Source organism: Stenotrophomonas sp. GW821-FHT02D01, assembly GCF_059421765.1.
In genome coordinates this window covers 1-21250 of record NZ_JBWKVP010000007.1, presented here as the reverse complement: position 1 = coordinate 21250, position 21250 = coordinate 1, and the positions used below count along the sequence as shown (strand labels likewise).

Genomic DNA, 21250 nt, shown 5'->3' with positions numbered 1-21250 from the left:
TTATCGAGTCGACCCGCTTTGAGCAACCAGACCCAGCCCCAGACCATCAAGGTCGATCTGCCCAGCCCGCCGCCCTCCGTGCCGGAACTGCTGGCCAGCGTCCGTCAAGCCACCGAAGACCTGAAGGCCAAGGACCCGGTCGAGATCGACGTACGCGGCAAGTCCAGCGTCGCCGACTACATGGTGGTCGTATCGGGTACTTCGACCCGCCATGTGAAGTCCATCGCCGACGAAGTCGTGCGCTTCGCCAAGAACATCGACGTCATGCCGCTGGGTGTTGAAGGCGAGCGTGAAGCCGAATGGGTGCTGGTCGACCTGGGCGACGTCATCGTGCACGTGATGCTGCCGCGCGTGCGCGAGTTCTACGCGCTCGAGCGCTTGTGGACCGTTGGCGACCAGCCGCCGTCCTACGACGACGACGAAGTGGCCTGAGCCATTCGTTGATGCAGTTTTCGACGGCGCCGATGGCGCCGTCGACGTTTTGGAGGAATGTTGATGAAAGCCCGCCTGATCGCCACCGGCGAACGCGCGCCCAGTTGGGTGGCGCAGGGGTTTGCCGAGTACCAGAAGCGGCTCTCGCACTGGCTGCCCTTCGAGCTGGTGGAGATCGAGCCCGGCCTGCGCGGCAAAGGGCGCGACGCACGTCGCGCCACCGAAGACGAAGGCAAGCGGGTGATCGCTGCGTTGCCGAAGAACGCCTATGTCGTTGCACTGGACGTACCGGGCCGCCAGCTCAGTTCCGAACAGCTGGCGCAGCGCTTGGAGCATTGGCGTGGACAGGGCAGGGACCTGGCGTTCCTGATCGGTGGCCCGGAAGGGCATTCGCCGGAAGTGTCTGCGCTGGCCGATGAAAAGTGGTCGATCGGCCCGCTGACGCTCCCGCACATGCTGGTGCGGCTGGTGGTGGCCGAGCAGTTGTATCGCGCTGCTGCGATGTTGGCCAATCACCCCTACCATCGCGCGTGAAGAGTCGTTATACTGGCGGTCTGCCCGAATAGCTCAGCCGGTTAGAGCACTTGACTGTTAATCAGGGGGTCGTTGGTTCGAGTCCAACTTCGGGCGCCACATTCAAGAGGCCTGCATCGCAAGATGCAGGCCTTTTTTGTTGTGTCGCGCCGTGCAGTCGCGTGCGGCGGTGGATCCACGCCATGCGTGGATGCATCGCGCGCGATCTTTCGAGCGGACTCGACTCTACACTGCAGGTCCATCACGTGGATGTTGACGATGCGCGCTCGCTTTGCATTTCGCCTGCTGATGGTCCTGCTGCCATTTACCGCATCGGCCGCCGCGCCTGCCACCTGGCACCCGCCAGCCGGTACCACCGAACTCCCTCTGTGGCCGGATGGGCAGGTGATGGCACCGCCGAAGCTGAAAGGCCGCGAGCAGGTCAGCGAAACCGTGTCCAAGGCCAGTGGCGAGCGCTGGATGATGCTGCAGAACGTGGCCGTGCCCACGCTCACCGTGTTCCCGGCGAAAGGCTCGCCCAACGGCACGGCAGTGATGGTGATACCGGGTGGTGGCTACAACGTGCTGGCGATCGACCTGGAAGGCAGCGAGATCTGCGATTGGCTGACCGCGCAGGGCGTCACCTGCGCACTGCTGAAGTATCGCGTACCGGCCTCGGGGCCGAACTGGGACCGCGAATGCAACTGCCGCGACATTCCGGCCGTGCCGATGGCCTTGCAGGATGCGCAGCGGGCAATGGGCCTGCTGCGTGCGCAGGCCGCGCGCTGGAAGATCGATCCACAACGGTTGGGCGTGATCGGCTTCTCGGCCGGCGGCCATGTGGTGGCCGGGTTGAGCACGCATGCGCAGCGCAGCTATGCACCGCTGGATGCGGCCGATGTGCAGTCCAGCCGGCCGGATTTCGCGATGCTGCTGTATCCAGGGCATCTCTGGGTACGCAAGGATGATTCGCTGGAAAAAGACATCGTGGTCGATGCAAAGGCGCCGCCGACGTTCATCGTGCAGGCCGCCGATGACCCGACGGACGATGTCCGTCATGCATTGGTCTATCACCGTGCACTGATCGGGGCCGGCGTGCCGGTTGAAATGCATCTGTTCGCGCACGGCGGCCACGCGTTCGGCCTGCGCCTGAAAGATGCGCCGGTGTCGGCATGGCCCAGCCTGGCAGAACGCTGGATGCATGACATCGGCATGCTGACGAAGCACTAGCGTCGGGCGTGGCTCGGCCTTACAAGGTCAGCGCGCCACGGGCGAACGCCACCAGCGTAGCGATCGCCACCACCAGGATCGCGCCGAACAGCACCCATTCCCAGCGCGTGAACACCCGCTCGCCGCGCTGGCGCCGGGTCAACGCGTACAGCACTACGCCCGGCACATACAGCAGTACCGACAGCAGCAGGTTGTCCAGGCCACCGGCATACACCAGCCACAACGCATAGGCGCTGGCCAGCAGCGCGACGATGAAGTCGCGCCAGCGGGCGCCGGCCGCGCTGGCGTAGGCCTCGCCCTGCCAGGCCAGCTTCACGCCGAATGCGCTGGACAGGAAGTACGGCACCAGGCTCATCGACGCCGCCAGCAGCACCAGGCTGGTGTAGCTGCCCGAATTGAACAGCACCAGCAGCAGGAACAGCTGGATCAGGCCGTTGCTCAACCACAGCGCATTGGCGGGCACGCCGCGCGCGTTCTCGCGGCCGAGAAAGGCCGGCATCGTGCCATCGCCAGCGGCGGCAAACAGCACCTCGGCGCACAGCAGCACCCACGCCAGCAGCGCGCCCAGCACCGAGATGATCGAGCCGATGATGATCACTGTCGCTCCCCATTCGCCAACGATCGCGCGCAGCACATAGGCCATCGAGGGATTGGGCAGGCCGGCCAGTTCGGCCTGCGACAGCACGCCCATCGACAGCAGGCTGACCAGCACCAGCAGCAGCCACACGCCGATGAAGCCGATCACGGTGGCGCGGCCGACATCGGCGCGCCGTGCTGCGCGCCGCGAATAGATGCTGGCGCCTTCGATGCCGATGAACACCCACACGGTGACCAGCATCATCCCGCGCAGCTGCTGGCCCATGTCGCCCAGCGCGGGAGCGCCGAAGAAGTCGGCGCGGAACACGTCCATGCGGAATGCGCCGGCCGCCAGGATCAGGAACAGCGCGATCGGCACCAGCTTGGCCAAGGTGACCAGGCCATTGACGATCGCCGCGGTGCGCAGGCCGCGCAGCACCAGCAGGTGCACGGTCCACAGCAACAGCGACGATGCGGCGATGGCGGCCGGTGTATTGCCTTCGCCGAACACCGGTGCGAAGTGGCCGAGACCGCTGAAGATCAGTACGAAGAAACTGGCGTTGCCGAGTACCGAAGCGACCCAGTAGCCCCAGGCGGCGGAGAAACCGATGTAGTTGCCGAAGCCTTCGCGCGCATACGCATAGATGCCGGTGTCCAGGTCAGGGCGGCGATTGGCCAGGGCCTGGAACACGAAGGCAAGCATCAGCATGCCGGCACCGCTGACCGCCCAGCCTATCAGCGCGGCGGCCGGACCGGCGCTGCGCGCCACGTTCTGCGGCAGCGAGAAGATGCCGGCACCGACCATCGAGCCGACCACCAGTGCGGTCAGTGCGGCCAGGCCAAGGCGTTGGTTGGAAGAGGGCATCACGTGCGCCGCAGGTATCGGGGTATCCATGATGGACGCTGTCGCGTGCGGAAAAAAGCAAAGGCCCAGGCGTGAGCCTGGGCCTTTGCAGGTGAAGCGGCAGCGGTATTACTTGAAGGTGTACTTGAAGCCGACGGTGTAATAACGACCCAGCGCACCGGAGAAGTGCATCGGGTTGTAGTTCACGCCGCCGTAGGTGGTCGGGTCGAGCGGGGCGATGCGGTCGAACACGTTCGCCACCGAGGCGTTGAGTTCGAACGAATCGTTGATGCTCCAGCGACCGGACAGGTCCATCGTGGTGAACGAAGAGATCTTCTTCACCGGCTCGCCATCGGCGTAGAAGGCCAGGTAGTCGCCGCCACGCTTGTCCTTGTTCTCCATCTTGCTGATGTAGTTGGCAACGGCGCTGACGCTCCACGGCCCCTGCTTCCAGGTGGTGCCGAAGTTCACCTTGTCCTTCGGCGTGCCGATGCAGTTGGTGACATCGCAGTTGCCGTGGGTGCCCACGTAGTCAACGGTGTCCCCACCCTCGGTACGCTCGAACTTCAGGATGTGGCTCCACTGCAGGTCCAGCTCCAGCTGGCCCGGGCCGATATCGAAGGTCTGGCGGATATCGGTATCGATACCGCGCACGCGCGAGGAGCTGGCATTCACGTAGGCGGTGTTGACTGCCAGGATGGTGCCGCTGTTGGCCACGCCATTGAGATCGTTGCTGTCACGCAGGACGTTGCCGGCGAGGATCGCCGCCGAGGTGCTGCCCTGCACGATTTCGTTGGTGCGCTTGATCTGCCAGGCATCGACGGTCATCGAGGTGGACGAGGTCGGCTGCAGCACGATGCCGACCGAGTAGCTCTTGGACTCTTCCGGCTTCAGCAGCTTGTTTGGCTTGGTGATGATCGCCACCGAGTTTGCGCCGCACTCTGCCGCGTTGTTGCCGCTGATCTGGCAACGAATCGGGTCGACTGCGGTGGAGAAGGCGGCCAGGCCACCGTCACCGTTCTCGGCCGGGTTCGGCGCGCGGAAGCCTTCGGCGTAGCTGGCGCGCAGGGCGATCCAGTCGGCCGGGGTCCACTTCACGCCCAGCTTCGGCGTGGCCTTGCCTTCACCGCTCTCGTACTTGTCGTAGCGCATGGCGGCCGACAGCTCCAACTGCTCCAGCACCGGTGCGGACAGTTCGACGTAGCCTGCGTACACGTTCTGGGTGCCGTCGTAGGCCGAATAGCCCAGGCCGATGATGTCGCCGGTGTCGGTGAAGGTCTGCGGGGTCAGGCTGTTGCTGGTCTTGCGCCATTCGGTGCCGAACGCCAGGCCGAGCGGGCCACCCTTCAGGTCCATCAGGCTGCGCGACATGGTGAAGTCGAACATGTCCAGGCTGGACTTGGCGCGTGCACTGATCATCGGCGAGATGAAGTCGTACAGCGCCTGCGAGTTCTGGCCGGCGTTGTCGCCGATGCGCCACACGCCACCGGCGCAGTTCGGGTTGGCCAGTGCGCAACGCACGTTGTCGTAGTTCAGGAAGCCGGTGCGCTTGTTGGTCAGGTCGGTGCCCGAATGCAGGTAGGCGGTGTCGTAGCTCCAGTCACCCCAGTTGCCCTTCACGCCAACCAGGAAACGGTTGAACTCGTTGGTGTTGTCGGTAACGCGCGGGCCGACGTCCCAGGCCGAGTACCGCAGGCGCACCGGCGCACCGGTCGGGTTGTCCGGGTGGGTGGCACCGAGCGTGGTTGCGCCCGAGCCGCTGTTGGCGTTGACCGGGCCGCCGGGGTAACCCCAGCCGCCGGATACGCCGGACGGGGTATTGCTGAAGATCGTCTGCTTCTTCGAGTAGCCGATCTCGGTGTAGACCTCGCCGCCTTCACCGAAGGCGAAGCTGGCGCGACCGAACACGTTGACGTACTTCTCTTCCGGAATCAGGTCGCGGTACTGCTGCGCCGGATCGAACAGGCAGCCGTCGGCGGCGATGCTGGCCGGGGTCTGGCCACCGATGGTGGTCAGGCCCGCGCAGCCGGGCAGGGGAACCAGGTGGCCGGTGGCATCCAGGTAGGAGCCGTTCGGGCCGGAACCGCCCGAGGTGCCGCCACGGGTGTATGCGCCGCCAAGGAACTGTGCGGTCTTGTCATAGCCCCACTGGCGGGTGTCGCCGGTGCCGATCCACTTGCGGTTCTTGCGATCGCTGATCTTGATGGCGTCGGTCTTGCCGACGTCCAGGCTGAAGAACGCGTTCCAGCCATCGCTGGCCAGGTCGCCGGTACCGGCGGTCAGGGTGGCCTTCTTGGCGTCGCCATCGCTGTCGCCGGACAAGCCGTAGGAACCACGCAGGATCACGCCCTGGAAGTCACTGCGCAGGATGATGTTGACCACGCCGGCGATGGCGTCGGAGCCGTAGATTGCCGAGGCGCCGTCCTTCAGCACTTCCACGCGTTCGACTGCGTCGAGCGGGATGGTGCTGAGGTCGGTAAACACCTTCTGGCCGTCATCGGCCAGGCCATAGGTGGCCATGCGGCGGCCGTTCAACAGCACCAGCGTGGAGCCGGCACCCAGGCCGCGCAGCGAAATGCCGGCGCCGCCGCCGGCGAAGCCGTTGCCGAAGGTCTTGGGAATGGAGCCGGCACCATCAGCGGTGATGGTCTGCAGGTACTCGGCCAGCGAGGTCTTGCCGGTGCGATCGATTTCCTGGCGGGTCACCACCTGCACCGGCGACGGTGTCTCGGTGTTGGTGCGCGGGATGTTCGAACCGGTGACGGTGATCCGGTCAAGGTTGGTGGCCTGTTCCTGCGCGAATGCAGAAGAGGAAGCCACGGCTCCGGCGAGCAGCAGGGCACCGCCGGTGAGGATATGGGTGATGGACGTTGCCAGGTGGTTGCGGCGGCGGCTGGCGGGCCGTTGGATCGGGTGTTTCACAGCTTCTCTCCTGACTGGAAAACTCGAGCATTGAGGGCTGTCTCCGGTGTGTCCCGGGACGCGTCAATCTAGGTTTCCGGCAGGTGACGAAGGTGTGAAGTTTTACTAAATTCGTAACGGTTTTCCAACGAAGTTCAAATAACCGGGCAGATTGGCCCTGTTCCGGCCCATTCACCGTTACTGCCGGCCCGGCAGGTGCCGGGCCGGCCCAGGGGTCAGTTGGGCAGGGAGAACTGCACCGGCACCATGCCGATGGCCGGAACGGCCATGCCATCACGCTCGGCCGGCACGAAACGCCAGTGGCGCAGCACCTGCTGGCGGGCGGCCTGGTCCAGGCTGCGCGAGCCGCTGCTGCGTTCGATGCTGACCTTCACCGGCTGTCCGCTGGGGTCCACCTCCACCCGCAGCAGCACCGTGCCCTGTTCGTGATTGCGCAGGGCCTGGATCGGGTAGCTGGGCGGCGGGTTGCTGCGGTACTGCAGCTGGGCACCGGCCAGCGGCGTGGACGGGGCAATGGTCGGCGCAGCCTGCACCGCAGTCGGCTCGGCCGCCGGCAGGATGATGCCCTGGGCCTCCTCGACGGTCGCGGTGGGCGTCGGCAGTGGTGCGGGCACCGGCGTGGCCTGCCGCTTGTGCACCACCTCCACCTTTTCAGGCTCGGTCGGCACCGGCAGCGGCTCGATCGGCTTGGGCTCTTCCCTGGGAATGAACCGTACCGTGGTCTGATCGCGCGGCAGCGCGGTGATGGCCTGGTAGGTCGCCGGGATCAGCAACAACAGGAACGCGAGCAGATGCAGGGCGATGGCCGCACTCCAAGCGGCAACGCGGGCGGGATCGAAGTGCAGGGGTACTACGGGATACGTACGAACCATGGTCCACCTCCATGCCAGTGTCGAAGTCCTCAACGCACCAGGGCCGCCATCGGGGTTGCCGCACGCGGCTGGCAGTCAATCATTAGCGCGCCGCCTCCACCACTGCCTAGAGGCAGGGGCGGCAGCGTTGAGCTGCCCTTCATGTAACGCTGCCGGCACGGCGGCGGTGGAAACGAAAACGGCGCCCCGCAGGGCGCCGTCGGTTGAACGGAAGGAGCCTCAGCGGCCCAGTTCGAACACCACGTCCAGGTTCACCGAGACGGTCGATTCACCCGGGGCGACCGGGGTGGCCTTGTCCATGGCCATGCCGGCGGCCTGCGCACGCATCATCGGCATCGGGCGGAAACCGCCACCGGCGTTCTCGGAAATGCTGACAATGCGGCGCACCTGCAGGCCAAGCGACTTCGCATAGGTCTGGGCACGGGCCTGGGCCTTCTTCAGTGCCGCCAGGCGCGCTTCGTCATAGACCGGCTCGGGCTGGTCGATCTCGAACTGCGGGCCGTTGATCTGGTTGGCGCCCTGCGCGGCCAGCGCGTCCAGCACCTTGCCGAGCTTGGCGATGTCGCGGACCTTCAGGCTGACGGTGTTGCTGGCCTGGTAGCCGGTGATCTTCGGGGCTTCGTTGTCGGCATAACGGTACTGCGGGTTGAGGCTGACGCCGCTGGTCTGCACGTCGCGCTCGGCGATGCCGGCGGCCTTGATCGCAGCCAGTACCTTGTCCATCTGCTGGGCGTTCTGGCGCATGGCGCTGTTGCCGTCGGCGGCCTGGGTGACCACGCCGGCCGACAGCGTGGCCACGTCCGGCACGCGGGTGGCTTCGGCGTTGGCCGAGATGTTCAGCAGGGTGCCTTCGGCCGCGGCGGCGATCGACGGCGACGACGGGTCGGCATGGGCGGTCATCGAAGCTCCAAGGGCGAGGGACAGGGCAAGCAGCAGCGGGGTGGCGGTGCGACGCATGGGATCTCCTTGTTGTGGCGGTGAGGGTGGTGTCGTAGCGATGAACGCGTTGTGAGTCCGTTCGGGGTTGCAGGCGCCGGGGAAGGATTGTCCGACGATTCAGGTACCGGCGTCAGGTTATGCTGTGTCGATGCTCTATCTTGCTTCCCGCTCCCCCCGACGCAACCAGCTGCTGGCCCGACTCGGACACCCTTTCCAGGCCTTGGACCTGGAGGTCGTCGAGCAGCGCGCGGCCTCTGAAAGTGCCCAGGACTATGTCTGCCGGGTCGCCGCCGACAAGGCGCGCGCCGGCCTGGCACGGGTGCTGGCCGAGGACCCGCAGGCGAGGGTGCTGGGCTCGGATACCGAAGTGGTGCTCGATGGCGAAGTATTCGGCAAGCCGGCCGACGCGGCCGACGCGCGGGCGATGCTGGCACGGCTGGCCGGGCGCACCCATCAGGTGATGACCGCCGTGGTGGTGGTGGACGCGCGCGGGCTGGACAGCGAACTGGTTGTTTCCGAGGTCACCTTCGCCGCCATCGAGTCCGCCGACATCGCTGCCTACGTCGCCACCGGCGAGCCACTGGACAAGGCGGGTGCCTATGCCATCCAGGGCGGTGCCGAGCGCTGGATCGAACACCTTTCCGGCAGCTACTCCGGTGTCATGGGGCTGCCGTTGCTGCATACCGATCGTCTGCTGGCCCGCTGCGGCGTGCTGGCCCCAACTGCTGATGCCGCCAGGGAGGCTGCCGATGTCTGAGGAAATCCTGGTCAATGTGACCCCGCGCGAAACCCGGGTCGCGGTGATCGAGAACGGCATGCTGCAGGAACTGCACATCGAGCGCGGTTGGCGCCGGGGTGTGGTCGGCAACATCTACAAGGGCAAGGTGCAGCGGGTCATGCCAGGCATGCAGGCGGCATTCGTCGAAGTGGGCCTGGAGCGCGCCGCGTTCCTGCACGCCAACGACGTGGTGCGACCGGCGCCGGTGGCCAGCGCCGATACCGAGAACACGACCCTGCCGCCGCCGTCCAGCGTGCCGATCGTGGAGCTGCTGCGCGACGGTCAGGACATCGTGGTGCAGGTGGTGAAGGATCCGATCGGGACCAAGGGCGCACGCCTGACCACCCAGATCAGCATTCCCTCGCGCTACATGGTGCTGCTGCCGCAGTCGAAGGTGGTGGGCGTGTCGGCGCGCATCGAGGACGAAGGCGAGCGCGCGCGGCTGAAGGCGTTGGTGACCGAACTGTCGGCCCAGCACGGCGGCTACGGCTACATCGTGCGCACCAATGCCGAAGGCCAGCCGGCCGAGGCCATCGCCGAAGACATCGCCTACCTGTCACGGGTATGGAACGTGGTCGAGCGCCGCGGCCGCGAGGCGGCGTCGTGCAGCAACATCTATGAAGACCTGAGCCTGCCGCTGCGTTCGGTGCGCGACCTGATCCGCAAGGACGTGGACAAGGTCAAGGTGGACTCGAAGGAGACCTTCGCCCAGCTGCAGGCGTTCGTGGCCAAGTACATGCCGGTGCTGGCAGAGAAGATCGAGCTGTACAGCGGCGATCGTCCTATCTTCGACATGTTCGGGGTCGAGGACGAGATCGGCCGTGCGCTGGACAAGCAGGTACCGCTGAAATCCGGTGGCTACCTGGTGATCGACCAGACCGAGGCGATGACCACCATCGACGTCAATACCGGCTCGTTCCTCGGCCAGCGCAACCTGGAAGAGACGGTGTTCCGCACCAACCTGGAGGCCGCGCAGGCGGTGGCCAGGCAGCTGCGCCTGCGCAACCTGGGCGGCATCATCATCATCGACTTCATCGACATGGATGACGCCGAGCATCGCCGCCAGGTGCTGCGTACCCTGGAAAAGGCGCTGGCCCGCGACCATGCCAAGACCACGGTGTACGACTTCTCGCCGCTGGGCCTGGTGGAAATGACGCGCAAGCGCACGGTGGAAAGCCTGGAGCGCCAGCTGTCGGAAACCTGCCCGCAGTGCAGTGGCCGCGGCACCATCAAGACCACCGAAACGGTGACCTACGAGATCTTCCGCGAGATCACCCGCGCGGTGCGCCAGTTCGATGCCGCGCGCCTGCTGGTTATCGCGTCCAGCAAGGTGGTGGCGCGGATCACCGATGAGGAATCCACGGCCGTGGCCGAGCTGGAGGAGTTCCTCGGCAAGAGCATCCGCTTCCAGGCGGACGAGCAGTACCTGCAGGAGCAGTTCGATGTTGTTCTGCTCTGATCCAGGCCGACTGTCTGCTTTCGGTGGCCGATGAGCGCGCCGCCGCGCCTGCGACTGCGAAGGATCCGCCGTCATTTCATCGCCGCATGCGCGGTTGGCCTGGTCGGGCTTGCCCTGCTGGTCGGCACCCTCAGCCAGCTGTTGCCGCTGGCTGAGCGCCATCCCGACCGGATCGCGGCCTGGCTGAGCACGCGCGCCGGGCAACCGGTGCGCTTCGAACGCCTGGACACCGCCTGGACCCGACGTGGTCCACTGCTGCAGTTGAAGGGCCTGCGCATCGGCGCGGGCCAGGGCCTGGCCGTCGGCGATGCCGAGGTGCTGGTGTCGATGTACAGCGGCCTGTTGCCGGGCCGCTCGCTGACCGAACTGCGCCTGCGCGGCCTGGCGCTGGACCTGCAGCAGGCGGCCGATGGCCGCTGGTCGGTGCGCGGCCTGCCGCAGTCCCGCGCTGGCGGCGATCCGCTGGATGCGTTGCGCCGGCTGGGCGAACTGCAGGTGATTGGTGGTCGCCTCGGCGTGCATGCGCCAGCACTGGGTGTCGACGCCACCCTGCCACGTATCGACCTGCGCCTGCGCGTGGATGGCGACCGCCTGCGGGTGGGCGTGCGTGCCTGGGCACAGACCGACGCCTTGCCGCTGACGGCGGTGCTGGACCTGGATCGCCAGCGCGGCAACGGCCAGGCCTGGGTAGGTGCCGATCCGATCGATTTCCGTGCCTGGGCGCCGTTGTTGGCGGCCGGCGGCATGCGCCTGCGCGAGGGCAAGGGCGAGCTCAACCTGTGGCTGACCCTGCGTGATTTCGCCCCGGTGGCGCTGATCACCGATTCGGATCTGCGTGATCTGCGTGTCGAAGGCGCGCCGATGCCTGGCGTGGCGCGCCCGGAAATTCAATTGCAACGGCTGCAGGCGCGCCTGCGTTGGCAGCGGACGGCAGAAGGCTGGGCGCTGCAGGTGCCGCGCCTGCGCCTGCAGGCCGATGGCAGCCAGCAGCAGCTGGACGGGCTGCAACTGCGGGTGGGCAAGCAGATGCAGGTGCAGGCCGCAGCAGCGCAGGCGGGTACCGCGTTGCGCGCGCTGGCGCTCAGCGACCGACTGGATGCGGGCTTGCGGCATTGGCTGTACCTGGCCAAGCCGCAGCTGGACGTGGCGCAGCTGCAGTTGCGCGGCCAGCAGGATGGTCCGTTGTGGGTGCAGGGCGAACTGCAGTCGCTGGGCTTTGCCAGTGTTGGCAACTCGCCGGGCCTGCGCGGCCTGGGCGGCCGCTTCGAGGGCGATGCCAACGGCTTCAGCCTGCAGCTGCAACCCCAGCGCCAGCTGCAGTTCGATTGGCCGACCGGTTTCGGCGTGCGTCACGACCTGCACCTGGCCGGGCAGATCGTCGGTTGGCGTGACGAGGCCGGTGGCTGGCGCATCGGCACCCCGGCGATGCGTGTGGAAGGCACCGACTACGCTGCCGACGTGCGCGGTGGTCTCTGGTTCCAGGGCGATGGCACCCGGCCGTGGATGCAGCTGGCGGCCAAGCTGGACGACGTACCGATGACCGCGGCCAAGCGTTTCTGGATCCATTCCAGAATGAGCAAGGGCGCCACCGACTGGCTGGACATGGCCTTGGCCGGCGGCCAGGTGCGCAACGGCATCGGCCTGGTCAGTGGTGACCTGGACGACTGGCCGTTCGACAACAACGATGGCCGCTTCGAGGCCACCGGCCACATCAGCAACGGTGACATCCGCTTCCAGCACGATTGGCCGTTGATGGGCCAGGTCGATGCCGATGTCGCCTTCATTGGGCCCGGTTTCCACATGCACGGCCGCGGCGATCTGGCTGGCGTGGCGGTGCAGACGTTCGAAGCCGGAATCCAGGATTTCGGCCAGCAGCCACTGTACGTCCGCGCCGACAGCCAGGGCGATGCCGGCAAGCTGCTGGCGATGTTGCGGCAGAGCCCGCTGCACAAGGAATACGGCGACACCCTGGACAACCTCGCGGCAAGCGGGCCGGCCAACGTGCATTTCGACCTGCTGCAGCCCCTGCATCATGACCAGGGCGGTGGCCACCTGCAGGGCACGGTGGACCTGGCCGGGCTGAAGCTGGTCGACAAGCGCTTCCAGCTGGAATTCGACAACATGCGCGGGCAGGCCCGCTACAGCAACGCCGGCTTCGCGGCCGAGGAACTGGCAGTGCGCCACCTCGGACAGGACGGAAGGCTGAGCCTGCGCGCCGGTGGTTTCGTCCGTGACCCCAAGCTGGCCTTCGAATCGGAACTGGCCGCCACGCTCGATGCGGGCGTGCTGATCGACCGCGCACCGGAAATGGCCTGGCTGAAGCCCTACATCAACGGCACCTCGCCGTGGACCATCGCGGTGAACCTGCCGAAGGTCGCGCCGGGTACACCAGCGCCGCCCAGCGAGCTGCGCCTGCGCTCGGATCTGCTGGGCACCCGCCTGGACCTGCCGGCACCGCTGCAGAAGCCGGCCAACGAGCCGCTGCCGACCACCGTGGCCGCACAGCTGCCGATGGGCGCCGGCCGCATCGACGTGGCGTTCGGCCAGCGTCTGGCGCTGGCCGCGCGCAGCCACAACAACCAGACCGGCGTTCAGGTCACCCTGGGCAGCGACCACGTTGACCGCGAACCACCGCCCAGCGGGCTGACCATCAATGGCCGCAGCCCGACCCTGGATGCGCTGGAATGGATCGGCCTGGCCCGTGGCGCCGGTGGCGATGGCGACCCGATGCCGCTGCGCGCCGTGGACGTGCAGGTCGGCCAGCTGATGCTGATCGGCGGCGTGTTCGAGCAGACCCGCCTGCAGCTGCATCCTGGCCCGCAGGCGCTGGACGTGCGCCTTGATGGCCCCTCGCTGGCCGGCAAGTTGAATGTGCCCAACGCCGATGGCGGCACCATCAGCGGCCAGCTCGAGCGCGTGTACTGGCAATCGCTGCCGACCCTTCCCGGAGCCACGGCGGCACCGGCGCGGGTGCAGGCCGGTGCCGACGACATGGACCCGGCCAAGCTGCCGCCGTTCGCACTGGACATCGCCGACCTGAAGTTCGGCAAGGTCGTGCTGGGCCAGGCGGTGCTGCGTACGCGGCCGATCGCCAATGGCCTGAGCGTGGAACAACTGCAGTTCCGCGCCCCCAGCCAAGAGATCGACATCCGTGGCCGTTGGCTTGGCAAGGGTGGCGGTTCGCGAACCGCGCTTGATGCGCAGGTGCGCAGTGAAGACCTGGGCGGGTTGCTGCAGAACCTCGACTACGGCGGCCAGCTGCGCGGCGGCTCCGGCCACGCCCAGCTGCAGGCCTCGTGGCCCGGCGGTCCGTCGGACTTCCAGCTTGGCAACCTGCAGGGTCAGCTCGATGTGAATGCCCGCAATGGCCAGCTGCTGGAGCTGGAGCCGGGTGCCGGCCGCGTGCTGGGCCTGCTCAGCGTCGCCCAGCTGCCGCGGCGGCTGATGTTCGACTTCCGCGACTTCTTCTCCAAGGGCTTCGCGTTCAACCAGGTCGAGGGCAGCGTGCAGTTCGGCGAGGGCATGGCCCGTACCGAGAAGGTGTTGATCGAAGGGCCGGCAGCGAACATCACCATCCGTGGCGAGGCCGACCTGCGGAAACAGCAGTTCGACCAGACCATCGACGTCAACCCGCGCGCCGGCAACCTGCTGACCGTGGTCGGCGCGGTGGCCGGCGGCCCGGTGGGCGCAGCGCTGGGTGCAGCCACCAATGCGGTATTGTCCAAGCCATTGGGCGAGATCGGTGCCCGCACCTACAAGGTGACCGGCCCCTGGAAGGAGCCCAAGGTGGAGGTGATCGAGCGCAGCCGCGAACGTGCGCCAGTACCCGCACCGCCGCCGCGCCTGCCGCCGTTGCCGGCCGTGCCGCCGACCATCACCGAACCACCGCCGCCGCGCTGAGCGCGGACCCCGTTTCCCCAGGGCGGCCTTGCCTGACCGCCTTCATACCCCCAGATCGAGACCATGACTGACAACGCCCTGACGCTTGCCCAAGATCGCCTGTTGCGCCCCGGTGGCCTGGATACCGCTGGCCTGGAGCGCACCTTCGGCCAACTGCTCGGCCCCGGTGTCGACTTCGGCGACCTGTACTTCCAGCACGCCCGGCGCGAAAGCTGGAGCGTGGAAGACGGCATCGTCAAGGACGGTGCCCATTCCATCGAGCAGGGCGTGGGCGTGCGCGCGATTGCCGGCGAGAAGACCGGCTTTGCCTATTCCGATGACATCCATGCCGGTGCACTGCTGACCGCAGCGCAGTCGGCACGCGCGATCTCGCGCGAAGGCGGCGCACAGACCGGACGCTCGCTGCTGCGCGGCGATGCGCGCGTGCTGTATCCGGCGCTGGACCCGATCGACGGCATCGGCAACGAAGCCAAGGTCGAGGTGCTCAAGCGCCTGGACGGCTACCTGCGCGCGGCCGACCCGCGCGTGAAGCAGGTGATGGTCAGCCTGTCCGGTGGCGTCGATACCGTGCTGGTTGCCCGCACCGATGGTGTGCTGGGCGCCGACGTGCGCCCGCTGGTGCGGTTGAACGTGCAGGTGATCGTCGAGCAGAACGGCCGCCGTGAGTCGGGTTATGCCGGCGGCGGCGGTCGCTATGGCTATGAAGCGCTGTTTGCCGATGGCCGCCCGGAAGCCTTTGCGCGCGAGGCGCTGCGGCAGGCCCTGGTGAACCTGGAAGCGGTGCCGGCGCCGGCCGGGGTGATGCCGGTGGTACTGGGCCCGGGCTGGCCGGGCGTACTGCTGCACGAGGCGGTCGGCCATGGCCTGGAAGGTGACTTCAACCGCAAGGGCACCAGTGTCTACGCCGGCAGAATCGGCGAGCGCGTGGCTGCCCCGGGCGTGACCATCGTCGACGACGGCACCCTGGACGGACGCCGTGGTTCACTCAACATCGACGACGAAGGCCACCCGACCCAGTGCACCACGCTGATCGAGGACGGCATCCTGGTCGGCTACATGCAGGACAGCCTCAACGCGCGGCTGATGGGCGTGGCGCCGACCGGCAACGGCCGTCGCGAATCGTTCGCGCACATGACCATGCCGCGCATGACCAACACCTACATGCGCGCCGGCCAGCATGACCCGCAGGAAATGATCCGTTCGGTGAAGAAGGGCCTGTACGCGGTCAATTTCGGCGGCGGCCAGGTCGACATCACCAGCGGCAAGTACGTGTTCTCGGCCACCGAGGCCTACCTGATCGAGGACGGCCGGATCACCGCTCCAGTGAAGGGCGCGACCCTGATCGGCAATGGCCCGGAAACCATGCAGAAGGTGCGCATGGTCGGCAACGACCTGGCCCTGGACGAGGGCGTGGGCATCTGTGGCAAGGACGGGCAGAGTGTGCCGGTCGGTGTCGGCCAGCCGTCGCTGCTGATCGAGGGCATCACCGTCGGCGGTACCCAGGCCTGAGCACGGCGATGGCCACAGCCACCGCCATGCCCGACGGGGACTCAGTCCTCGTCGGCGTCGTCGACCGGTTCGTCTGCCTCGACGTCCTCAGCGGACGCCTTCAGGCCGAGCGCGGCCGGCAGCATCAGCGCGCGCAGCACCTGGAAGATCTCGCGGTAGGCGCGCGGCGGCTTGTTCTTGGCCTTTTCGGCCTGGGCGTTGCGCACCAGCGTGCGCAACTGCTGGCGGTCGGCCTGCGGATGGTCATCCAGCAGCGCGGCCAGCGCCTTGTCGCCTTCATTCATGAGGCGTTCGCGCCAGTCTTCGACACGGTGCATCATCGCCACTTCGCGGCGCCCGGTTTCGCTGTTGGCATCCAGCGCATCGCGGATCGCGTCCAGCGCGGCATCGTCCTCGCGGCGCATGTGCTTGGCCAGGAACGCCAGCTGCCGCTTGTGCGCGATATGGGCGGTGATGCGCTTGCACTCGGCAATGTGTGGCAGCAGGTCCTCCGGGATCGGCAGGCGCGCCAGCTGGGCCGGGGTCAGCGACACCAGCTTCTCGCCCAGGGCCAGGACGTCGAGCGCATCGCGCCGGTTCTGGCTGCGGCTCTTGTCGTGGAATTCACCGGTTTCTTCGTCGCGTCCGCGCATCGTCCATACCTGATTTCAAAAAAAGTCGCCCGGCGTGATGCCGGGCCCAACCCGCACAGGATAAAGCATTGAACGTGATCGCCCCTGAAGTCGCCGTCGGCGACGACAGCCCGGCCCGGCTGGAACGGCTGGCCGACATCTCCCAGCAGCTGCTGCAGCGTGCCCGCGCGCTGGGCGCCAGCCAGGCCGAGGTCAGCTGCAGCGAAGACCGTGGGCTGGAGGTCAATGTCCGCCTCGGCGAGGTCGAGACCGTGCAGTCCACCCGTGACCGCGGCATTGCCGTGACCGTCTACTTCGGCCAGCGCAAGGGCAGTGCCAGCACCGCCGACCTGCATGAGGCCAGCCTGCTGGCCACCGTCGAGCAGGCCTGCGCGATCGCCCGCCATACCGAGGACGACCCGGCCGCCGGCCTGGCCGAGGCCGACCTGATGGCCCGCGACTTCCCCGAACTGGATGGCTGGCACCCCTGGGAGCTGCAGGCCGACGAGGCGGTGGACCTGGCACTGGCCTGCGAGGCCGCGGGCCGCGAAGCCGATGCGCAGATCCGCAATTCCGATGGCGCCTCGGTATCGAGCATGCAGAGCGTGTCGGTCTACGCCAATTCGCATGGGTTCATCGGCCGCGAGCGCGGTACCCATCATTCGATCGGCTGTGCGCTGATCGCTGGCACCGGCGACGGCATGCAGCGCGACGGCTGGTACACCGGCGCACTGGCCCGGGAGGATCTGGAAGATCCGGCAAGCGTCGGTCGCCGCGCCGCAGAGCGCACGATCGCTCGCCTGCAGCCGCGTTCGCTGCCGACCGGCAGCATGCCGGTGCTGTACGCGCCGGAAGTAGCGCGCAGCCTGGTGGGCCATCTGCTGTCGGCGGTCTCCGGCGGCGCACTGTACCGCCAGGCGAGCTTCCTGCTGGACAGCGTCGACCAGCAGCTGTTCCCCGACTGGATGCAGATCGAGGAGCTGCCGCACCTGCGCCGCGGCCTGCGCTCGGCCGCCTTCGACGGCGACGGCGTGGCCACCCGTGCCTCGGCCCTGGTACGTGACGGCGTGCTGCAGCGTTACGTGCTGGGCAGCTATTCGGCGCGCAAGCTGGGCCTGCAGACCACCGCCAATGCCGGCGGCGTGCACAACCTGCAGCTGGCGGCCAACGCCGGCTCCCTGCAGGACATCGCCGCGCAGATGGGCAACGGCCTGCTGGTGACCGAACTGATGGGGCAGGGGGTGAACGGGGTGACCGGCGACTACTCGCGCGGCGCCGGCGGCTTCCGCGTGGAGAACGGCCAGATCCAGTATCCGGTGGATGGCATCACCATCGCCGGCAACCTGCGGGACATGTTCATGGCCATCGAGGCGGTGGGCAGCGACGTCGATCCGCGCTCGCATATCCGCACCGGCTCGATCCTGGTGGGACGGATGACGATCGCCGGCAATGATTGATGCCATTGATGGCGTAAGCTAGGCCCGCCTGACGCGACCGGCTTGCCGCCGGTCGGTCAAGACCACCCAATAAAAAAGGAGTTTTGTCGTGAGCGAATTCGAGAACGTCCCGGCGGCGAGCAGCGTACCCGCTGACCAGCGCACCATGGCCCTGGTGGCGCACCTGCTGGGCATCTTCACCGGTTTCATCGGCGCACTGGTCATCTGGCTGATCAACAAGGATGACGCCAGCAAGGCCTTCGTCACCGACCAGGCCAAGGAAGCGCTGAACTTCCAGATCACCGTCGCCATCGCGATGTTCGTCTGCATCATCCTGACCTTCGTGGTCATCGGTGTGTTCCTGGCGCCGATCGTCGGCCTGCTCAGCCTGGTCTTCAGCATCATCGCTGCGGTGAAGGCCAACAACGGCGAAGCCTACCGTTACCCGTTCGCGCTGCGCCTGATCAAGTAAGAACGGCCGCACGCGGATACGAAAACGCCCGGCAGTGCCGGGCGTTTTTGTTGGTGGCCGCACACTGCTTCAGTGATCGCGTTCCACGGCCAGCGTGGCAAGTGCGCGCAGCGCATCGGCTTCTTCGTGATAGCCCGCCAGCGCCTGCTGCATGCGCGCGGACAGTTCGCGCAGCTGCGCCTTGGCACCGTCCATGCCGAGCAGGGCAGGGAAGGTGCTCTTGTCCTGAGCCTGGTCTTTGCCGGCGGTCTTGCCCAGCTGCTCGGAACTGGCCTCGACATCGAGGATGTCATCGCGGACTTGGAAGGCCAGGCCGAGCGCATCGGCGAAGCCGTCGAGCTGGGCCAGCACGGGCTCGGGCGCTTCACCGCACAACGCGCCCATGCGCACCGCAGCGCGGATCAGCGCACCGGTCTTCAGCGCATGCATGCGGGTGAGCGCTGCCAGCGACTGCTGCTGGCCGGTGGCATCGATGTCCAGCGCCTGGCCGCCGCACATGCCGGCCGCGCCGGAGGCGTGGGCCAGGGTCTGCAGGCATGCCACGCGCAATGCCGCCGGCAGCGGCGCATCGGCCAGCAGGCCGAACGCACGGGTCTGCAGGGCGTCACCGGCGAGAATGGCGGTGGCTTCGTCGAAGGCGATGTGGGTGGTGGGCTTGCCACGGCGCAGGGCGTCGTCATCCATGGCCGGCAGGTCGTCGTGCACCAGCGAATAGGCGTGGATCAGCTCCACCGCCATCGCTGCGGCATCGAGCTTGTCCAGCGGGGCACCGAACACCTGGCCGGCGGCGTAGACCAGCAAGGGGCGCATGCGCTTGCCGCCACCGAGCACGGAATACCGCATCGCCTGGTGCAGGCGTTGCGGGGCTTCGGCCGGCGAGGGCAGGGCGGCGTCGAGCTGGCTTTCGATACGGTCGCGCCAGCGCGCGAACAACGCCTCAGCCGTCATGGCTGGGCGGATCGAAGGGTTCGGCGGTTTCGGGCTGGGCCGGATCGCTGAGCAGGCGCACGCGCAGCTCGGCCTGCTCCAGCGCCTGCTGGCACTGGCGGTACAGACCGACACCACGTTCGTAAGCACTGAGCGACGCTTCCAGGCTCAGCTCGCCGGTTTCCATCTGCTCCACCAGTTGTTCCAGCGATTCGAGCGACTGCTCGAACTGGGCGACCGGGGAGGCGTTTTCGGGGGACTTCTTGGCCATGCGACAAGTGTGGACGGCGCGCGCGCGAGGGTCAATTCACCAGCCGCCCGGATGCCACTGCAACTGTGCATTGCGTGCCTGCAGCCAGGCCTGCAGCGGTGCGGAAATGACCACGTCGGCGGCCGCCAGCAGCTGCTCTCGGTCGAACAGCAGGGGCAGCTGCGCGCGTCGCCAGGGCGCCAGGTGCTCGCGCTGCAGGCAGTCCTTCAACGTGGATGAATGCGTACGCCCCGGCAGCACGATGCGTTCGCCCCCTTGGCGGGCGCGCAGTTGCAGTGGGTGTTCGAAGCCGTCCGTGCCGAGCAGGCGCAGCTGGCCGCCGTCGGGCAGCTGCAGCGGCGCGCGGCCGTCCCACGCCGCCTGCCAGTCCTTCGGCAGTGACGGCAGCGCTGCCGGCAGCAGGTAGGCGTGCTGGCGCCACTGGCGGATGGCGTGCTGTTGCCAACGCACCTGCGATTGCCGATCAGCGCCGGCGCCCATCAGTTCGTTCTGCGCCTGCCGCAGTACGTGCGCCGGCAGCGGCGCTGCGTTGTGCTGGCGTACCCACGCACGCAGCACGCGCGCAGCACGTTCCGGTGCAACCTGGCGCAGCAGCTCCAGCGACAGCACCCGTGGTGCCACTTCCAGGTGAGCGAGCAGCTCGGCATCTTCTTCGTCGAGCAGCGCGCGGGTCTGCGCGCTATGCGCGGCGCTGCCAGCCAATGCGGCAGCGGCGTGTGGCCAGCGCTGGCGCAGCAGTGGCAGTACCCGCAGACGCAGGAAATTGCGGTCGGCGTGGTCGTCGCCGTTGCTGGGGTCTTCGATCCAGTGCAGGCCGTGTGTGGTGGCGTAGGCCTGCAGCCCGCTGCGAGGCACATCGAGCAATGGACGCCACAGGCGATGGCCGTCGAGGTGGCTGTCAGCGGTCATCGCCGCCAGCCCATCAATGCCCGAGCCGCGCAACGCGCGCAGCAGGAAGGTTTCGGCCTGGTCATCCTGGTGCTGGGCCAGCGCGAGGGTTTCCGCAGGCTGCAACTCGGCGGCGAATGCAGCGCGGCGTGCCAGCCGGGCGGCACCTTCGATCCCATGCCCGCCCTCACGCGTGACCTGCACGCGGTGCACGGCCAGTTCGATGCCCAGCGCAGCACATTGCTGCTGGCAGTGCCTTACCCAGTCGTCGGCAGCGGGTTGCAGGCCATGGTGTACATGCACGGCGCGCAAGTGCGTGCCGGCGGCCTGCGCCGATCGCCACAGCCAGTGCAGCAGCACGGTTGAATCCAGGCCGCCGCTGTAGCCGACCAGCAGCGGTGCATCAAGCGGAACGAGGGCGGGGAAGGCAGTCACGGCGGCAAGTATAGGGTGGGTGGGTGAGTCGGCAGGGCTGCGCCCTGCACCCGCCGAAGCGGTAGTGCCGGCCGCTGGCCGGCAACCTGAGCAGCAACAGCAACAGCAACAGCAACAGCCGAAGCAAAAGCCGGCATTCCGTGGGATGGCGGGGTGGGTCCGGTTGCGGGGGACGCTGCAAGTACGTCCATGTAAGCTCGGTCGCGCCATCCATGGCGCTCACGCCCCCGCAACCG

General features: G+C 67.4%; 17 protein-coding genes and 1 tRNA gene. 10 read left to right on the top strand and 8 right to left on the bottom strand.

Annotated features, from left to right (window positions below; all coding sequences use genetic code 11):
• Positions 1-18: 18 nt before the first annotated feature.
• From rsfS to AC07UW_RS14720, 4 genes are all read left to right on the top strand, one after another.
• The gene (gene rsfS, locus AC07UW_RS14735) at positions 19-432 is read left to right on the top strand and encodes a ribosome silencing factor (protein WP_025879295.1); all 414 of its coding nucleotides are present in this window, start codon (positions 19-21) and stop codon (positions 430-432) included.
• 63 nt (positions 433-495) lie between these two features.
• Positions 496-966, top strand: a complete 471-nt coding sequence (rlmH, locus tag AC07UW_RS14730) for a 23S rRNA (pseudouridine(1915)-N(3))-methyltransferase RlmH (protein WP_025879294.1) — start codon at positions 496-498, stop codon at positions 964-966.
• A gap of 22 nt (positions 967-988) precedes the next feature.
• Positions 989-1065: transfer RNA gene (locus AC07UW_RS14725), tRNA-Asn, on the top strand.
• Positions 1066-1215: 150 nt separating this feature from the next.
• Positions 1216-2175 (top strand): alpha/beta hydrolase, encoded by a 960-nt coding sequence (locus tag AC07UW_RS14720; protein WP_495212309.1) that lies wholly within the window; start codon positions 1216-1218, stop codon positions 2173-2175.
• Positions 2176-2194: 19 nt separating this feature from the next.
• Here the strand turns inward: AC07UW_RS14720 and arcD are convergent, their stop codons facing one another.
• From arcD to AC07UW_RS14700, 4 genes are all read right to left on the bottom strand, one after another.
• A complete protein-coding gene (gene arcD, locus AC07UW_RS14715; RefSeq protein WP_223497285.1) occupies positions 2195-3616 on the bottom strand; it encodes an arginine-ornithine antiporter in 1422 nt (473 codons plus the stop codon).
• Positions 3617-3724: 108 nt separating this feature from the next.
• A complete protein-coding gene (locus tag AC07UW_RS14710; protein WP_223496034.1) occupies positions 3725-6517 on the bottom strand; it encodes a TonB-dependent receptor in 2793 nt (930 codons plus the stop codon).
• 215 nt (positions 6518-6732) lie between these two features.
• Positions 6733-7389 carry an energy transducer TonB gene (locus tag AC07UW_RS14705; RefSeq protein WP_223496032.1) on the bottom strand — a complete coding sequence of 219 codons (657 nt, stop codon included), beginning with the start codon at positions 7387-7389 and terminating at the stop codon, positions 6733-6735.
• A gap of 219 nt (positions 7390-7608) precedes the next feature.
• Positions 7609-8346, bottom strand: a complete 738-nt coding sequence (locus tag AC07UW_RS14700) for an SIMPL domain-containing protein (RefSeq protein WP_025879289.1) — start codon at positions 8344-8346, stop codon at positions 7609-7611.
• A gap of 130 nt (positions 8347-8476) precedes the next feature.
• Here AC07UW_RS14700 and AC07UW_RS14695 point away from each other — a divergent pair, with 130 nt between their 5' ends.
• From AC07UW_RS14695 to tldD, 4 genes are all read left to right on the top strand, one after another.
• Entirely contained in the window at positions 8477-9085 is a 609-nt protein-coding gene (locus tag AC07UW_RS14695) for a Maf family nucleotide pyrophosphatase (protein ID WP_495212308.1), read from the top strand.
• Positions 9078-10565, top strand: a complete 1488-nt coding sequence (rng, locus tag AC07UW_RS14690) for a ribonuclease G (RefSeq protein ID WP_025879287.1) — start codon at positions 9078-9080, stop codon at positions 10563-10565. The genes AC07UW_RS14695 and rng overlap by 8 nt, the downstream gene beginning before the upstream one ends.
• Before the next feature lie 30 nt (positions 10566-10595).
• Positions 10596-14465 carry a YhdP family protein gene (locus AC07UW_RS14685; protein ID WP_495212307.1) on the top strand — a complete coding sequence of 1290 codons (3870 nt, stop codon included), beginning with the start codon at positions 10596-10598 and terminating at the stop codon, positions 14463-14465.
• Positions 14466-14528: 63 nt separating this feature from the next.
• Entirely contained in the window at positions 14529-15974 is a 1446-nt protein-coding gene (gene tldD, locus AC07UW_RS14680) for a metalloprotease TldD (protein WP_025879285.1), read from the top strand.
• 41 nt (positions 15975-16015) lie between these two features.
• Here tldD and yjgA read toward each other — a convergent pair whose 3' ends face one another.
• Positions 16016-16606 carry a ribosome biogenesis factor YjgA gene (yjgA, locus tag AC07UW_RS14675; RefSeq protein ID WP_025879284.1) on the bottom strand — a complete coding sequence of 197 codons (591 nt, stop codon included), beginning with the start codon at positions 16604-16606 and terminating at the stop codon, positions 16016-16018.
• Positions 16607-16674: 68 nt separating this feature from the next.
• Between yjgA and pmbA the strand changes: the two genes are divergently transcribed.
• Both pmbA and AC07UW_RS14665 read left to right on the top strand, forming a co-directional pair.
• On the top strand, positions 16675-18042 hold the full coding sequence (gene pmbA / locus AC07UW_RS14670; RefSeq protein ID WP_495212306.1) for a metalloprotease PmbA: 1368 nt from the start codon (positions 16675-16677) through the stop codon (positions 18040-18042).
• Positions 18043-18130: 88 nt separating this feature from the next.
• On the top strand, positions 18131-18493 hold the full coding sequence (locus AC07UW_RS14665) for a DUF4870 domain-containing protein (RefSeq protein ID WP_025879282.1): 363 nt from the start codon (positions 18131-18133) through the stop codon (positions 18491-18493).
• A 69-nt stretch (positions 18494-18562) separates the two neighbouring features.
• Here AC07UW_RS14665 and AC07UW_RS14660 read toward each other — a convergent pair whose 3' ends face one another.
• The 3 genes from AC07UW_RS14660 to tilS are packed head-to-tail and all read right to left on the bottom strand — an operon-like array spanning position 18563 to position 21014.
• On the bottom strand, positions 18563-19441 hold the full coding sequence (locus AC07UW_RS14660) for a polyprenyl synthetase family protein (RefSeq protein ID WP_442244098.1): 879 nt from the start codon (positions 19439-19441) through the stop codon (positions 18563-18565).
• Positions 19431-19691, bottom strand: a complete 261-nt coding sequence (locus tag AC07UW_RS14655; RefSeq protein WP_006381978.1) for an exodeoxyribonuclease VII small subunit — start codon at positions 19689-19691, stop codon at positions 19431-19433. Before AC07UW_RS14655 ends, AC07UW_RS14660 begins: the two co-directional genes overlap by 11 nt.
• 36 nt (positions 19692-19727) lie before the next feature.
• Complete coding sequence (tilS, locus tag AC07UW_RS14650; RefSeq protein WP_495212305.1) at positions 19728-21014, bottom strand: tRNA lysidine(34) synthetase TilS; 1287 nt, start codon at positions 21012-21014, stop codon at positions 19728-19730.
• Positions 21015-21250 lie beyond the last annotated feature (236 nt).

Coding starts and splice junctions, on each gene's coding strand:
- rlmH (WP_025879294.1), top strand. CDS start 496: ATGAAAGCCCGCCTGATCGCCACCGGCGAACGCGCGCCCAGTTGGGTG.
- AC07UW_RS14720 (WP_495212309.1), top strand. CDS start 1,216: ATGTTGACGATGCGCGCTCGCTTTGCATTTCGCCTGCTGATGGTCCTG.
- arcD (WP_223497285.1), bottom strand. CDS start 3,616: ATGCCCTCTTCCAACCAACGCCTTGGCCTGGCCGCACTGACCGCACTG.
- AC07UW_RS14705 (WP_223496032.1), bottom strand. CDS start 7,389: ATGGTTCGTACGTATCCCGTAGTACCCCTGCACTTCGATCCCGCCCGC.
- AC07UW_RS14700 (WP_025879289.1), bottom strand. CDS start 8,346: ATGCGTCGCACCGCCACCCCGCTGCTGCTTGCCCTGTCCCTCGCCCTT.
- AC07UW_RS14695 (WP_495212308.1), top strand. CDS start 8,477: ATGCTCTATCTTGCTTCCCGCTCCCCCCGACGCAACCAGCTGCTGGCC.
- rng (WP_025879287.1), top strand. CDS start 9,078: ATGTCTGAGGAAATCCTGGTCAATGTGACCCCGCGCGAAACCCGGGTC.
- AC07UW_RS14685 (WP_495212307.1), top strand. CDS start 10,596: ATGAGCGCGCCGCCGCGCCTGCGACTGCGAAGGATCCGCCGTCATTTC.
- tldD (WP_025879285.1), top strand. CDS start 14,529: ATGACTGACAACGCCCTGACGCTTGCCCAAGATCGCCTGTTGCGCCCC.
- yjgA (WP_025879284.1), bottom strand. CDS start 16,606: ATGCGCGGACGCGACGAAGAAACCGGTGAATTCCACGACAAGAGCCGC.
- AC07UW_RS14660 (WP_442244098.1), bottom strand. CDS start 19,441: ATGACGGCTGAGGCGTTGTTCGCGCGCTGGCGCGACCGTATCGAAAGC.
- AC07UW_RS14655 (WP_006381978.1), bottom strand. CDS start 19,691: ATGGCCAAGAAGTCCCCCGAAAACGCCTCCCCGGTCGCCCAGTTCGAG.